Origin of the sequence: Marinilactibacillus sp. XAAS-LB27 (assembly GCF_036039175.1) — a bacterium.
Taxonomy (GTDB): domain Bacteria; phylum Bacillota; class Bacilli; order Lactobacillales; family Carnobacteriaceae_A; genus Marinilactibacillus.
The window spans coordinates 131,233-146,136 of the sequence record NZ_JAYXKP010000002.1; the positions used below are offsets into that span (position 1 = coordinate 131,233).

Genomic DNA, 14,904 nt, shown 5'->3' on the forward strand with positions numbered 1-14,904 from the left:
CATTACTAATTTCATTTACTGCTTTAAGTATAGACGAAAGATTATTTCTGGTAAACAACCTTTGGTTTTCTAGCGGCAAGCACTTCGTCTAATCTTCTGACAGCTTTTGTAGTAGGCGCTTCGTGAAGTAATTCTGGCTGTTCTTCAACTTCTTTTGCAATGGCAATCATCGCATCTGCAAACTCATCTAATGTTTCTTTCGCTTCTGTGTCCGTCGGTTCAATCATAATGCACTCTTCAACGATTAGCGGGAAATAAACAGTGGGTGCATAAAAGCCATAATCCAATAATCTTTTAGCAATATCTAGTGTTCTAACACCTTGTTTCTTCTGGCGTAAACCACTCAAGACAAATTCATGCTTGCAGTGCTGCTTGAACGGTGTATCATAGTGATTTGCAAGTCTGGCTTTCAAATAGTTCGCATGAAGCACAGCATCTTCTGACACCTTCTGAAGGCCTTGTGCACCCATAGAACGGATATAAGCATAAGCTCTCACATTCACTCCAAAGTTACCGAAGTAGCCTTTTACTCGACCGATGGAATCTGGGTAATTCGAGTTTAAACTATATTGATCCGCTTGTTTTTCAATTCTAGGATTTGGTAAAAATGGTGCAAGAGCTGCTTTAACGCCGATTGGTCCTGATCCTGGTCCACCGCCACCATGAGGTGTACTGAAGGATTTATGCAAATTCAAGTGAACGACATCAAAGCCCATTTCTCCAGGAGTTGATTTTCCAAGTATCGCATTTGCGTTAGCTCCATCGTAATAAAGCAGCCCACCTGCCTCATGTACGATTTTTGCGATTTCGACAATGTCCACTTCAAATAAACCCAGCGTGTTAGGATTGGTTAACATTAATCCGGCTGTATCCGGTCCTAGTGCCGACTTGAGCGCTTCAACACCTACTGTCCCTTTTTCACTGGACTTGATTTCCACTACATCATAGCCGGCTACTGCAGCACTTGCCGGATTGGTGCCATGTGCTGAATCTGGAACAAGGATCTTTCTTCTTTGATCGCCTTCTCCTTTGGACTGGTGATAGGCTTTAAAAACTAATAAACCTGCCCATTCTCCTTGAGCTCCGGCTGCTGGTTGAAGACAGATTTCATCCATCCCTGTGACTTGCTTTAAATCTTCTTGCAATTCATACATTAACTGAAGAGCCCCTTGAGTTGTAGCAGGATCTTGTAAAGGATGAATAGCCGTAAACCCTTCGTAACGGGCTACATCTTCATTGATTTTCGGATTATATTTCATTGTACAAGAACCTAGTGGATAGAAGCCCGTTTCAATTCCAAAGTTTTTATTGGCCAACGCAGTGTAGTGGCGCATCAATTGTAGTTCAGAAACTTCTGGTAGTTCAGCTGCCTCTTTTCTAGTTAAATGCTTTGGTAACTGTTCTGATAAGTCAAAAGATTCTACATCATTTTCTGGTAAACTGTAAGCTCTACGTCCTGGTTTAGACTGTTCGAAAATCAATTTTGTCTGTGCTTCTATCATTTATCTATTCACCTCCACTAACGCTTCTACAAATGCATCCATTTCTTTACGTGTTCTTTTTTCAGTTGCACAAACTAACATAGCTTGATCTTTGTTTAAATTTTCTGATACATCATATCCACCAATGAAGCCTTTTTCTAGTAAAGCTTCGTTTATTTCCGCGATTGGTTTAGAAAGTTCAATTGCAAATTCATTAAAGAAAGGAGAGTCATTTAATATCGTTATACCCGACTCCTTTAACTGTTGCGCAAGATAATGGGCTTTGTCAATATTTTGTTGAGCCATTTCCTGAACGCCTGCTTTACCCATTGCAGACATAAACACTGAACTTGCTAAGGCATTCAAAGCTTGGTTGGAGCTCATATTCGATGTCGCTTTCTCTCTTCTGATATGCTGTTCTCTTGTCTGTAGTGTCATTACAAAGCCCCGTTTGCCTTCGATATCAACTGTTTCTCCAACGATTCGGCTTGGAACTTTTCTCATATACTGACTCTTCACAGTGAAATACCCACAATGAGGTCCACCATAAGACATGGAAAGTCCAAGGGGTTGCATATCTCCCACAACAATATCCGCACCTAATTTACCAGGAGCTTCCAGTTTAGCGAGTGCTAGTGGATTAGCCATAACGATCAGTAACGCTTTCGTTTCTTTAAGCATTTCCTTGATTTCTAAAAGATCTTCAACTGATCCGAAAAAGTTTGGATACTGTACAACGACCGCTGCAGTATCTTCGGTTAATGAGGCTTTCAATTTTTGAAGATCCGTGATATCTTTTTTCAGCCCTAGCTCTTCTACTTTGTATTCCATTCCATATGCATACGTATGAACAACTTCTTTTGCTTGTGGATGAATGGCACCAGATAAGAGAATCGTCTGCTTTTTGGTAACGGCTGTTGCCAGATTACAGGCTTCTCCTAAAGAGGTGAAGCCATCATAAAGACTGGAATTAGAAACGTCCATCCCAGTCAATTCACAAATCATAGTCTGGAATTCAAAAAGAGCCTGTAGCTCTCCTTGACTCGCTTCTGGTTGATAAGGTGTATAAGCCGTCATGAATTCTGATTTCAATGTAACATGATTGACGACGCTTGGAATAAAATGATCATAAGTACCTGCACCTAAAAAGAACGGATAGTCAGCAGCCGTTTTGTTTTGTTGCGCTAATGCTTTCATATGTTTCGTTAATTCATATTCACTTAAAGGCTCTGGAAGATCAATCGCCTTTTCTTTTGTTGCTCGAGTAGACATTGGAATGTCTGAAAACAAGTCGTTGATACTCTCTACGCCGATTACAGCTAACATATCCTCTTGATCTTTTTGAGTTGTCGGTAAATATCGATGTTGCTTTGTCATGATGACTCACTCCTTTTAGATAACATTTAAGCTAGAATAAACAGAAAAGAGAAGCCCCCTCATCTTTCAATGAGAAATCTCCTCCATGGTTTCTCTGCTATTCAAATAGAATCTTTTACAGTTCGCTAACGTACTGGTCGTAAGTTTTAGCATCCATCCAGTCACTTGTATTCAATTTATCAGATACTTGCACTTCAACAATCCAACCTTCACCGTAGGGAGAATCATTTAGTTTTTCAGGTTCATCTTCTAGTTCGTCATTAACTTTTGTAATAGTGCCTTGAACGGGTGCATAAATTTCTGAAGAAGATTTCACTGATTCTACTGTCGAGAAAGCTGCTTCACTTTCCATTTGGTCATTCAATACCGGCAATTCTACAAAAACAACATCACCCAACTGCTCTACAGCGTAATCCGAAATACCAATTCTAACGTAATCTTCTCCAACAACTTCAATCCATTCGTGCTCTTTTGTGAAATATAATCCTTCTTTAGCTGCCATTTTTTATTGTCCACCTTCGTTTGAATTTTGAAGTTCTTTTAACCAGTCTTTTTTTGTCAATTTTGCAGGGATCTGTTTCTTTCTAACTTGTATCCATACCGTTTCCCCAATTTGAGCTTCTTCTTTATTGATCAGCATCATTCCTAAACTTTTGCCCAAAGAAGGAGACTGCGTTCCGGAAGTCACAATACCAATTTCTTCTTGATCGCTATTCAATACGGGATAGCCATGTCTAGCGATTCCTTTATCCTGTAGTTCAAACCCACGAGAGATTCGCTTAAGTCCTTTTTCCTTTTGTTCTTTTAAAGCCGTCTGTCCAATAAAAGCAGTCACTTTGTCTAATTTAACTGCAAAACCGACGCCTCCTTCTAAGGGAGAAATCTCTTCAGAAAGCTCTTGTCCATATAAAGCCATTCCAGCCTCTAATCTCAAAGTGTCTCTAGCACCTAATCCACATTCTTTTAACCCATGAATAAATCCAGCTCTGAGCAATTTGTTCCATAGTTCTTGTGTATCATTTTTTTGCATATATAATTCAAAGCCGTCTTCTCCTGTATAACCAGTGCGTGCAACAATCACTTCTTTAACATTACCGAAATTTTCAGAAGGTAAAAAGTGGTAAGCTTTCAAATCGGCTAATGTCGTTTGCGTCATCGATTTAAGAATTCGTTCAGCCTTCGGTCCTTGGAGTGCAATCAAACCGTATGAGTCAGAGACGTTAACGACTTCAATCCCTTCATCCAGATGCTGATTCATCCAAGAATAGATTTTTTCTGTGTTACTAGCGTTTGGTGTTACCAGATAATGACTATCTGAAAATTTGAATAATAACAAGTCATCTAATGTACCGCCTTGCTCGTTTGTCATCGTATTATATTGAGCTTGATGAGTAGCCATTTTTGAAACATCATTTGTAACGAGTTTATTTAACCACTCTGTTGCCTGTGTACCCTTAACCATAATTTCTCCCATATGAGAGACATCAAAAATCCCAGCATACTCCCTTACTGCTGCATGCTCTTCGGCAATTTTTGTAAACTGGATAGGTAGTGCCCATCCACCAAAATCAGTCAGCTTAAGATTTTTTTCTTCATAGTAATCGTATAAAGGCGTATGTAGCAATTCTTGAATCTTTGTTTCTGACATTTAATCCCTCCGTTAACCTCGTATAAATATAATTGGGTCTTCATTCAGTATTTAATGACTATTTTCGGCTGAGCGAATTTCTGTTTATTCTTTTCATTTTCTATGTTTTATTCTAACATGATTTCATTCGTACTGAAATAGATAAAACAATAATATTCCAGTTAGAATACGCTTACTTATATAAATAAACGAACGATAATTTTAATATGGATGTTTTCGTTCGAAATTTATGTTCGTTTCATCAAATAGATCATCTTGATTTATTTGATGAAACGCATCTGAACAACTTACTTTGGAATCTTCCATTTACCTTTTATGATACAATAAGATTATTATATTATAAAGGAGCGCTATAAACATGCAAGAAGAAATAGCAAATTTCACACTACAAAATCCGACTAAAATTGTATTCGGAAAAGATCAGATTAAAAATCTATCTACTTTAATTCCCCAAGGTAAAAAAGTTTTAATTACCTATGGCGGCGGGAGTGTTCAGCGATTTGGAACATTGGACCGTGTTCGTGAAGCCATAAGTGGTTATGATTTTGGTGAATTTGGTGGGATTGAAGCTAACCCAACTTTTGAAACGTGTATGCGCGCAGTTGAATTAATCAAAAAAGAACAGTATGACTTTGTTCTTGCAGTCGGTGGCGGTTCTGTTATCGATGGTTCTAAATTTATTGTTGCAGCTGCAGAATTTGAAGGAGATCCAATCAATATCTTCGGCAAAGGCATCGGTACTGGAGAACCTATCAAATCGGCTCTTCCATTGGGTACAGTATTAACTTTACCTGCCACAGCTTCTGAAATGAATAGTGGTGCGGTTATCACTTTTAAAGAGAAAAAAGCTAAAGTTGGCTTCGGTAGTTTCCACGTCTTCCCAACCTTCTCCATCCTTGAACCAGAACTCACTTACACACTTCCTAAAAAACAATTAGCGAACGGTGTAACAGACTCTTTTGTACACATCATTGAACAATATCTGACTTATCCAGTTGGCGGCATGGTTCAAGATGGATTTGCAGAAAGCTTGATGAAAACTTTAATCAAAATCGGACCTGATGTGATTAAAGAAGACTTACATGACTATACGATCAGAGCAAACTTTATGTGGACAGCTACCCTTGCTTTAAACGGCATACTAAGAAATGGTGTACCTGGCGACTGGTCTACTCATGCATTAGGTCATGAGTTAACAGTATTGAACCATACAGATCACGCTCAAACCCTTTCAGCAATCTTGCCTGCAGTGATGCTCGTTAGAAAAGAGCAGAAATTCGATAAATTAGTTCAGTATGCTGAAAATGTTTGGTCTATTACAGATGGTACTGATGAAGAGAAAGTCGATGCGGCTATTTTAAAAACTGTTGCTTTCTTGAAATCGATTGACATGCCTGTAACTTTGAAAGATATCAATGTATCTTCTTCTGATATTGACTTCTTGATTAATCAACTTGAAAAACATGGCAACACGGCACTCTCTGAACGTGGAGATCAGACGCTAGAAGTCTCTAGAGCGATTTATGAAAAAGCATTGGAATTAGAATTTTAACCGTTAATTTATAAGGAGGTTACTTGAATGAACCAGCCTATTACATTTAAAACAGCTGCAGTCCTTACTCTTTCTGGTTTCCTTCTTGCTGCTTGTAATACAACTCAAGAGCAAGAAGCAGTCGATCCAGACCCAACTGAAACGGTAACGGCTCCCGAGCTCGATGAGACAGAAACAGAAGAAACTACAGATGAGACCGCGACACTTTCACAAAATATGTTGGACTGGCTTCCAATGAATGAAGATACTGCTTATACCTACTCGGGAACAGGTAGTGAATTTGCTGAATATCAGTCATACCCTCAGTTCATTCATACAGATACCCTTCAATTGGTAGAAACAAATGCGAGTACGGAGACAGTTACACTCTACGAGTATACTGAAAATGAAGTCCGCGAAGTTCTCACAAGAGCACAAACGTATTTCAGAGATGACTTTGTGGATACTGGTCTAAGTACTAGTGAACAGGATCAGCTTGAAATTTTACTGCAAGCCCCTGTTGAAATCGGAAGAAGTTGGGATAGCCCTTCTGGTTCGGTATCCGAAATCACGGATGCCAATGTAGAAGTCGAGACACCTTCTGGTACGTATTCAGCACTAGAGATAACCCGAACGCTTGATGATCAGTCAGATAAACTATATTATGCTAAAGGTACTGGATTGATCCAAACCATAATTGATGTAGATGGCGAAGCGGAAATGGTTTCTTCATTAAGTTCTATTCAAGAAGATGCGGTTGAAGAAATTCCCGTAACACTGTACGAGTTGAATGAAATGGCAACTGCTCTAACCACTACAGATGCTACAATGGAGCTTGGAACAAATGACCCAGCTAGACTTCAATTAACAGAACTGTTGAACGGAAGTACTGGAGATATGGCGATTCCTACTTTAACGGAAAATGTACAAATCAATCATCTTTACCTTGGCAATGATCAGATTGCTCATGTTGATTTCTCTGAAGAGCTTATTAACGACATGAACGCCGGATCTGGTATTGAAGCATTACTGATTCAAAGTCTGGTAAATACGATTGGTGCACTTTATCAAGTTGATGAGGTTTTACTAACGATAGAAGATGAATCTTATGCTTCTGGACATATTGGTCTGGAAGAAGGACAAACGATGTCTGTTGATTTGTCTAACGTCGAATAAAAAATGATTCAAAAAAGGAGTTGCCTCATATATACGAGGCAACTCCTTTTTGGGTTAAGTGATGGATTATTCTCTAAGTCAATCCTTACTATGTAAAAGACTGAATAGACTCTTACCTCTATCCAGTCTTTTAATTGTTTTATTTAACTAATTCATAAATAGCTTCTGCGTAAATCGCCATTGCGTTCATCAAATCATCCACAGCCATAAATTCGTTGGCTTGATGCATCGTATCAATACTGTTAGGGAACATTGCACCGTAAGCTACGCCACGTTTCATCAAACGTCCATATGTTCCGCCACCAATTACTTGTTCACTTGGTTCAAATCCTGTTTGACGTTCGTAAACATCAAGTAACGTTTGAACTAGTGGATCATTTCCTGGCACATAATGTGGAACTTTTCCTTCTGGTAAGTTTACTTCAACTGCATATTGAGATACTTTATCTTTGATTTGTTTACCGATGATCTCTTCGCTTGTTCCTTGAGGATAACGCATATTGACTGTCATTTGACCGCCTTTATCTGCGTTGAATTTGAATACTCCAGTGTTTGAAGTCAGTTCACCCATTACTTCGTCAGTATGAGCTACGCCCAATTTACTACCTGATGGATCATCATGAAGGTAAAGCGCTGCTACTTGAATAAAGTCTTTAGCGTCTCCTCCAAAGTTGAATTCAGATAAGAAACGAGCGAGATGCGTGCCGGCATTGATTCCTTTAGCAGGCGTACTTCCGTGTGCAGCTTTTCCTACAACGGTAACCGTTACAAGATTTCCATCAACGGAAAGGTCTCCGGTTACAGGCTGACCAGATAGATAATCTTGGAATCCATTCTCAAGTTCAGAAGGATTTTCTGATTCAATGACTGCAACTGCATCTTGAGGGACCATGTTCGCACGAAGTCCTGATTCGAATTCAACCAATTTGTGTGTTCCACCAGTAGCATTTCCTTTGAATGAAAGTTCAGCTGATACATTCCCTTTTTCCCCATTGATGATCGGGAACATTGCATCTGGAGAAAATCCGAAGTCGGGCTCTGGTTGAGTCTCAAGATAATGCTTGATGCCTTTCCATTCGCTTTCTTCGTCAGTACCCAAAATGAAACGGATTTTTTTCGATACAGGTAGGCCAAGATCCTTGATCATCTTGATAGCATAGTAAGCTGCCATACCCGGTCCTTTATCATCACTTGATCCACGTGCATAAAGTCTGCCGTCTTTGATAACTGGTTCAAAAGGATCTGTTTCCCATCCAGTACCAGTTGGAACAACATCTACGTGTGCAAGCACACCCATGATTTCGTCTCCATCACCGTACTCGATATGTCCAGCCCAGTTGTCGAAATTCTCAGCTTTGAACCCATCTCTTTCACCAATAGCTAAAAAAGCTTCAAGAGCTTCTTTAGGACCTGGTCCTACTGGTGCTTCAGCTGTTGCTTTTGAATCGTCACGAACACTATCGATTTTAAGAATCGTGAAAAGATCCTCTAGAAAATCATCTTTGCGTTTCGCTGCTTCTGCTTTCCAATCAATTGACTGATTTGTCATACTACCTTTTCCTCCTAATGAACTATCTTCTTTGCGAATAAATGAGGTCTTTCTCACTTCTCGCTTCTACTTACTATTTTAGCACTTTTTAGATTGAATACCAATTCTCCCACAAGTAAAATCCATGCATAATTTTATTTCAAAGCGTAAAATGAGCATATAAAGGAGGGTTTTCTTTGAAGAAAATTTTAGAAGAAACCATTAGACAATCTATCCCGGTTCGAGAGAAAAATAGTTATAAAGGAAATTTCGGTAAGTTAATGTTTGTGGGGGGAAATAATCAGATGGGCGGAGCCATCACTTTATCGGCCTCTGCTGCTTTACATGCCGGAGCTGGTCTCGTCACAGTAGCTAGTGCCCCAGTAAACGTACATGCGCTCCATGCTAGAATACCAGAAGCCATGTTTTTAGATATGTATGACCTTGATGCACTGAAAGACATGATTCCTTCAATGGACGGGGTTGTTATTGGACCTGGTCTTGGTCGAGATTCAAAATCGGTGGACGTCGCGAAAACGGTATTTGAGACAGTATCAGAAGAACAGTTTTTGGTTGTTGATGGGGACGCAATTTCTATTTATGTCAATGAGAAATTGGATCATCCTGCTGCTGAACTAATCTTTACACCTCATTTAGGAGAATGGAAGACCTTATCAGGAATGGGACCAGACGAAGAAGCGGTTGAAAAGAATCAAGAGAAGCGAGACCAACTTAATGCTATAGTTGTTTTGAAAAAGGGTCAGAGCGAGGTTTATTTTGAAGACGAAGTCTGGCAGAATATCCCTGGAAATCCTTCCATGGCTACTGGAGGTATGGGTGATACGCTCGCAGGAATGATTGGTAGTTTTACAGCCCAATTCAAAACACGTAAAAAAGGTATTCTTTCTGCGGTCTTTATGCACAGTCAAATCGCAAATCAGTTATCAGAAACACACTATATCACCTTACCTACTCTAATCATTGATAAAATTCCTGAACTGATGAAGGAATATACAAAATCAACCTAGTTTTCCGCCTTTTTCTTCGCTATACTGAAATAGAATGATAGAAAGAGGTCGATTTTAATGAATAAAAAACTTTTTCTGATTTGTATAGGTGTCTTCGTTTTAGGGTTTATGATGATGTATTATAATCAGTCTATCCTTTACATCTTAGGTATGGCTGCCATTATCCTTTTTGCGTTTGGGGCCGGACCACGTCTTGATAACGATGGCAATGAAGAGCGATTCAAAAAAGATCAGGCACGACTAATCCAATTGATGTGGATCAGTGCTTTTTATGTTGTATCTGGTATTACCGCACTTTTCTTTGTTTCATAACAAAAATAGCTTGTATCGATTATCAGTCGATACAAGCTATTTTATTTTAAACTACTGTTTTAATTGTGCAATTTCTTCTTTTGTACATTCTCTGTACGCACCAAGTTCTAACTGAGGATCCAATTCTAATGATCCCATTGAAAGTCTCTTGAGATAAAGCACATCTTTACCAACTGCATGAAACATTCTTTTAACTTGATGAAACTTGCCTTCTTGAATTGTGACTTCAATCTTAGAGGTTTGTTCCGCTTCATCCACTGATAAAATTGAAAGTTTTGCGGGCATTGTCACATAATCGTCTGCTAGTGTAATGCCTTTTTCAAATTCCAAGACATCTGATTCCGTTACGATACCTTCTATCTCAGCAAAATACTTTTTGTCCACGTGTCGTTTGGGAGAAAGCAATTTGTGCGTCAGTGCGCCATCATTTGTGAGCAACAGCAAACCTTCCGTGTCGATATCCAATCTACCCACTGGGTGCGGTTCTTGAACGATATCACTGGGCTGCAGTAAATCTAAAACCGTATCATGCATCTCGTCTTCTGTAGCACTGATCACACCTGCTGGTTTATTTAGCATAAAATAGACGAACTCTTGATAATCGAGCTCTTCTCCGCCAATCAAGATGGTATCCGTATCAGGATCAACTTGTGTCTTTGGATCTTTTACGATGACACCATTGATTTCAATAATCGACGATTTCAGTAAAATCTTAACTTCTCTTCTTGTTCCTAAGCCACTATGTGCCAATAATTTATCGATTCTCATCTTGTCACCTCATACCTAGTTTATCTGATATTCCTCAAAATTGAAAAGAAAGTTTAACCAATTCTGAGTTTATTTCTTACTCGAGCAGCTTGAGCACCAATCAGACGATCAGCCAGTCTTGTTTTCAAAACTAGATATCCATAAACAACGATTCCCACAGCAGCCATCACCGGTAAGGATAGGCCAGCTTGAGCTTTACTTTCAAAATTCAATACTGTTCCTAATCCTATTTTGGTCAACATCGTAAATGCTCCCATAATAAGAGATAAAATCATAATCAAGGCTGAGCGTCTAAATAAAAGAGCAGCAGAATAGTTCGTTGCTTTATGCATAATACGCATCATCATGAAGCAAGTTACACCGAATCCGGCAATTGTTGAATACAACATGCCGTAAGCATTGAGTCCTAATACCCCTACAAATAATGGTTGCGTAACAATTTTCACAACGAAACCAATAACTAATGCCCAAATAGCGGGTCTTGTCTGATTTGCTGCTTGAAGCATATTCCCAAGCACAGCATACAAAGCAATAAAGATAGCCATATAAGCAGAGACTTGCGTAATAGACGTTCCAAGAGCGCTAGGCAAGAAGAAAACATTATATAACGGTTCAGCAACAACTGCCATTCCTACAGCAGCCGGGAACATAGCGAAAAAGAGTAATTGAACGCCTTTTGAAAATTGCTTACTCACTTCGTTGATATTGCTTTTAGCCATAAGATTACTAATTAAAGGCACTGTTGTAATCGATAAAGCTGTACCAAATGAAGTCAGAATCATAATCAACTTATGTGCATTTGCTTGTGTGACACCGTATGTTTCTTGAATCGTGTCAGAATCCATGTTTGAGAACATTTCCATAATTGGTTTGTACGTATTTTGGTCAATTTGTTGAAAAAGTGTAATCCCTGTCGCAATAATAATGAATGGAATAGATGTTTTAACAATTTCCACTAACAAAGTTTTCGGAGAAACCTTCACTTCATTTGCACTGTCTTCTGGTTTGTGATTAAAAGCTGTATTGATTCGCTTAATCTTCCAAGCTAGATAGATCAAGGAGAATATTGCTCCAATAAATGCAGCGAATGTCGAATAAGATACCGCAGTTACATTAGAACCACCTAGAACTTGAGTGATTGCATAGGCAGAAGCCAACATAAACAAAATTCGGGCGAATTGCTCAATGATTTGAGAAATCGCAGGTCCGGCCATTGTATTATGTCCCTGTAAAAATCCCCTGGTAACACTTTGAGCAGGAATAATGAGTAAAGCTGGGACTAGTGCTCGCATAACAATCACAGCATCTTCAGGATTCGCTGTCGGGCTAGTACTCGCAAGTACTGGCGCCAGTACATAAAGCGCTACAGCGGAAACGACTCCCGTAAAAACCATCAATTTCAAACCTTGTTTGTAAATGGATTTGGATATTTCATACTCCCCAATTGCATTATAGTGACTGATTTGCTTTGATATCGCAGAGGGCACCCCAGCTGTTGCCAAGGCTAGAAAGAATGCGTATGGATTGTATCCGATCTGAAAGAGCGCATTGGCAGCATTCGCATCACTACGCCCGCCCATCCATGCCATCCATGGAATAATATAAATAATTCCAAGAACTCTTGAAATCATGCTGGATGCAGTCATCCAAGCGGATCCACTGACCATCTTCTGGTCGTCAGACATTTCTTTTTTTATCACGTTCGTTGTGGCCTGGTTATCCATATTTAAAGAAACCTTCTTTCGATAAATGAAAATACTGAATGATTCTCTTACTGTTTTTATTCAATAAAAAAATTCCATAGAAAAAGGAGCACCGTAAGGCCCCTTTTTCCAACTAGACTCTATTCTACTGTTTTACTGAATCTGTTGCAATCTTGTTTGGGCATAAAAAGAGTATTTAGTAAAAATTTAATGCTTCTGTTCAATTTTAAGAGATCGGGTTTAATTAAGTTGCTGTTTCGCAAACATCCCATATAAAGGGTGATTTGCCAGCAATTCTTCGTGTGTTCCAGTTCCCGTTAACTTACCTTCTTCAATAAAGAATATCTGGTTCGCATCGATAATCGTACTTAAACGGTGTGCAATAACGAAAGTGGTTCTTCCTTCCATCAACTTGTTTAAAGCCTGAGAAACAATTTTTTCTGACTGACTATCCAAACTGGCAGTCGCTTCATCCATCATTAAAATTTTTGGATCTCTTAAAAAAGCTCTTGCAATATTAATCCGTTGTCTTTGTCCACCTGATAGCTTAATCCCTCTTTCGCCAATCATCTCATCCAGACCATCAGGAAAGGACTCGATAAAACCTCTAGCATAAGCCATTTCTGCTACACCCCACAGCTTATCTTCTGTAACTTCTATGTCATCTGGCAAACCATAACAGAGATTTTCTCTAATTGTCCCAGACATCATCGCATTTTCTTGTGACACGTAACCAATCTGACTTCTCCAAGACTGCAGTGAAATTTCTTTAACGGGAATATCTCCTACAAGGATTTGACCTTCTTTAGGATCGTAGAATCTTTCAAGTAAAGCAAATAACGTAGTTTTTCCTCCACCACTAGGACCCGCGAATGCAATTTTTTCACCTGGTTTAGTTGAGAAACTGATATTTTTGAGTATCGGCTGATCATCATTGTAAGCAAAAGACACATTTTGAAATTCCAGTGGAAGATTTGAAATATCAACAGCTTGTCCAATATCATCTGCTTCCTCTTCTTCATCAAGAATTGCAATAATCCGGTTGGTTGCTCCAGCTGCTTTTTGAATTTGCATAAAGAAATTCATAAAAGTAACTGCAGGAAAAATTACTTGAAATAAATACAGCAAAAAAGCAATTAAAGATCCAGTAGACATGACCCCATGTGCAACTCTATATCCGCCGTATCCAATAACCATGACGACGATGCCCATCATTAGTGTATACATCAACGGCGCAATGAGTGACATATATCTTGCTTCTTTAAGCCCGATTCTATACAAACGGTCGATACCTTTTTTTCCTTTTTCTTTTTCAAATGATTCTGCTGTTGAAGACTTCATTAAACGGGCTTCAGCGATGGTTTGCTGAATTTTTCCAGAGAACACCGCCGTTTCATCTTGCATCTCTCTTGATATATTTGAAATCCTATTCCCAAGCGGTTTGATCAAGATAACTAGGAGTGGTATGGCAACCACCATAACCATCGTCATTTGCCAGTCCATAAAGATTAAAATAAAAAACACCCCAACGACTGTGATCGATCCAGTAACGAATTGAGGGAAAAAAGATGTAATTAAGTTTTGAACAATAATCGTGTCATTCGTGATTCTGCTGACAACTTCTCCTGAAGCATACTGATCAAAGAAGCTAACGGGTAACCGGGTCACTTTATCCCATAAGAACGACCTTAAACCAGCGATAACTTGGTGTCCTACTTTATGCAAGATATAGTTAGACATTGCATCAAGTAAGACTTGTAAAACAATTACACCAACAATCAATACAATCATCCATGGCGTGAAAAAATCAAGTTTAACGCCATCAATAAATCTTTGTGTAACCAGCGGTATCATCAATTGAGTGGCAGTCGTCAAAATACTTCCGATCAATCCAATCATTAATAAGGTTTTTGAAAGCCTTGTTGACCAGATCAATCTCATAAATTTTTTTAAGTCCTGCTTATTTAAATTTTTCTGTACGATCAATTCATTTTTCATGAAGTCCTGTTGCATATGATGATCCCCTTTACTCAGATTGAAAACGATCAACTTCAAAATCTTCTATCTCAGTGCATTCATATTCTATCAGACTGCGAGATAGTCTGCACTGTTTATTTGTCAGGTTCATATGCCTTTAAGAGAAGTTTGATAAAAGTTTAGTAGTTTCTTATGTATTTCTATTTATAACTCACTGAGTTATCCTGTTTTAAAGTTTTAAGTCTTTCTTAATGGTAGATTGAAGTGTTGGAAAAAGTTGGATACGTTTGTAATGAACTCCATTACTATCAATTCTCGAACGTAACCATCTAATGCGCTAAAAACGAAGTCTTCTTTAATATAACTCTTAACGAA

12 protein-coding genes are annotated in these 14,904 nt (G+C 38.8%); 4 read left to right on the top strand and 8 right to left on the bottom strand.

What is annotated here, in order from left to right; genetic code table 11:
• Positions 1-41: 41 nt before the first annotated feature.
• The 4 genes from gcvPB to gcvT form a co-directional block, all read right to left on the bottom strand.
• A complete protein-coding gene (gene gcvPB, locus VXN63_RS04295) occupies positions 42-1,502 on the bottom strand; it encodes an aminomethyl-transferring glycine dehydrogenase subunit GcvPB (protein ID WP_327756741.1) in 1,461 nt (486 codons plus the stop codon).
• The gene (gene gcvPA / locus VXN63_RS04300; RefSeq protein ID WP_327756742.1) at positions 1,503-2,858 is read right to left on the bottom strand and encodes an aminomethyl-transferring glycine dehydrogenase subunit GcvPA; all 1,356 of its coding nucleotides are present in this window, start codon (positions 2,856-2,858) and stop codon (positions 1,503-1,505) included.
• Positions 2,859-2,973: 115 nt separating this feature from the next.
• Positions 2,974-3,360 carry a glycine cleavage system protein GcvH gene (gene gcvH, locus VXN63_RS04305; RefSeq protein ID WP_327756743.1) on the bottom strand — a complete coding sequence of 129 codons (387 nt, stop codon included), beginning with the start codon at positions 3,358-3,360 and terminating at the stop codon, positions 2,974-2,976.
• 3 nt (positions 3,361-3,363) lie between these two features.
• The gene (gcvT, locus tag VXN63_RS04310; RefSeq protein WP_327756744.1) at positions 3,364-4,506 is read right to left on the bottom strand and encodes a glycine cleavage system aminomethyltransferase GcvT; all 1,143 of its coding nucleotides are present in this window, start codon (positions 4,504-4,506) and stop codon (positions 3,364-3,366) included.
• Positions 4,507-4,864: 358 nt separating this feature from the next.
• Here gcvT and VXN63_RS04315 point away from each other — a divergent pair, with 358 nt between their 5' ends.
• On the top strand, positions 4,865-6,058 hold the full coding sequence (locus VXN63_RS04315) for an iron-containing alcohol dehydrogenase (protein WP_327756745.1): 1,194 nt from the start codon (positions 4,865-4,867) through the stop codon (positions 6,056-6,058).
• A gap of 27 nt (positions 6,059-6,085) precedes the next feature.
• Positions 6,086-7,213, top strand: coding sequence for a GerMN domain-containing protein (locus tag VXN63_RS04320; RefSeq protein ID WP_327756746.1), 1,128 nt, complete (start codon positions 6,086-6,088; stop codon positions 7,211-7,213).
• Between the two features lie 139 nt (positions 7,214-7,352).
• On the opposite strand, the gene pepV is transcribed toward VXN63_RS04320, so the two are convergent.
• Positions 7,353-8,762 (bottom strand): dipeptidase PepV, encoded by a 1,410-nt coding sequence (gene pepV / locus VXN63_RS04325; protein WP_327756747.1) that lies wholly within the window; start codon positions 8,760-8,762, stop codon positions 7,353-7,355.
• Between the two features lie 176 nt (positions 8,763-8,938).
• Here pepV and VXN63_RS04330 point away from each other — a divergent pair, with 176 nt between their 5' ends.
• Both VXN63_RS04330 and VXN63_RS04335 read left to right on the top strand, forming a co-directional pair.
• Positions 8,939-9,769: an NAD(P)H-hydrate dehydratase gene (locus tag VXN63_RS04330; RefSeq protein ID WP_327756748.1), complete on the top strand. Its 831-nt coding sequence runs from the start codon at positions 8,939-8,941 to the stop codon at positions 9,767-9,769.
• A 57-nt stretch (positions 9,770-9,826) separates the two neighbouring features.
• Positions 9,827-10,081 carry a hypothetical protein gene (locus tag VXN63_RS04335; RefSeq protein WP_327756749.1) on the top strand — a complete coding sequence of 85 codons (255 nt, stop codon included), beginning with the start codon at positions 9,827-9,829 and terminating at the stop codon, positions 10,079-10,081.
• A gap of 51 nt (positions 10,082-10,132) precedes the next feature.
• Here the strand turns inward: VXN63_RS04335 and VXN63_RS04340 are convergent, their stop codons facing one another.
• From VXN63_RS04340 to VXN63_RS04350, 3 genes are all read right to left on the bottom strand, one after another.
• Positions 10,133-10,849, bottom strand: a complete 717-nt coding sequence (locus VXN63_RS04340) for a pseudouridine synthase (RefSeq protein WP_327756750.1) — start codon at positions 10,847-10,849, stop codon at positions 10,133-10,135.
• 53 nt (positions 10,850-10,902) lie between these two features.
• A complete protein-coding gene (locus VXN63_RS04345; protein ID WP_327756751.1) occupies positions 10,903-12,573 on the bottom strand; it encodes a putative polysaccharide biosynthesis protein in 1,671 nt (556 codons plus the stop codon).
• A gap of 219 nt (positions 12,574-12,792) precedes the next feature.
• Positions 12,793-14,565 (bottom strand): ABC transporter ATP-binding protein, encoded by a 1,773-nt coding sequence (locus VXN63_RS04350; RefSeq protein WP_327756752.1) that lies wholly within the window; start codon positions 14,563-14,565, stop codon positions 12,793-12,795.
• Positions 14,566-14,904: the final 339 nt, after the last annotated feature.

Excerpts from the sequence above, each read along its gene's own strand:
- gcvPB (WP_327756741.1), bottom strand. The coding sequence starts at position 1,502 with ATGATAGAAGCACAGACAAAATTGATTTTCGAACAGTCTAAACCAGGA.
- gcvPA (WP_327756742.1), bottom strand. The coding sequence starts at position 2,858 with ATGACAAAGCAACATCGATATTTACCGACAACTCAAAAAGATCAAGAG.
- gcvH (WP_327756743.1), bottom strand. The coding sequence starts at position 3,360 with ATGGCAGCTAAAGAAGGATTATATTTCACAAAAGAGCACGAATGGATT.
- gcvT (WP_327756744.1), bottom strand. The coding sequence starts at position 4,506 with ATGTCAGAAACAAAGATTCAAGAATTGCTACATACGCCTTTATACGAT.
- VXN63_RS04315 (WP_327756745.1), top strand. The coding sequence starts at position 4,865 with ATGCAAGAAGAAATAGCAAATTTCACACTACAAAATCCGACTAAAATT.
- VXN63_RS04320 (WP_327756746.1), top strand. The coding sequence starts at position 6,086 with ATGAACCAGCCTATTACATTTAAAACAGCTGCAGTCCTTACTCTTTCT.
- pepV (WP_327756747.1), bottom strand. The coding sequence starts at position 8,762 with ATGACAAATCAGTCAATTGATTGGAAAGCAGAAGCAGCGAAACGCAAA.
- VXN63_RS04335 (WP_327756749.1), top strand. The coding sequence starts at position 9,827 with ATGAATAAAAAACTTTTTCTGATTTGTATAGGTGTCTTCGTTTTAGGG.
- VXN63_RS04340 (WP_327756750.1), bottom strand. The coding sequence starts at position 10,849 with ATGAGAATCGATAAATTATTGGCACATAGTGGCTTAGGAACAAGAAGA.
- VXN63_RS04345 (WP_327756751.1), bottom strand. The coding sequence starts at position 12,573 with ATGGATAACCAGGCCACAACGAACGTGATAAAAAAAGAAATGTCTGAC.
- VXN63_RS04350 (WP_327756752.1), bottom strand. The coding sequence starts at position 14,565 with ATGCAACAGGACTTCATGAAAAATGAATTGATCGTACAGAAAAATTTA.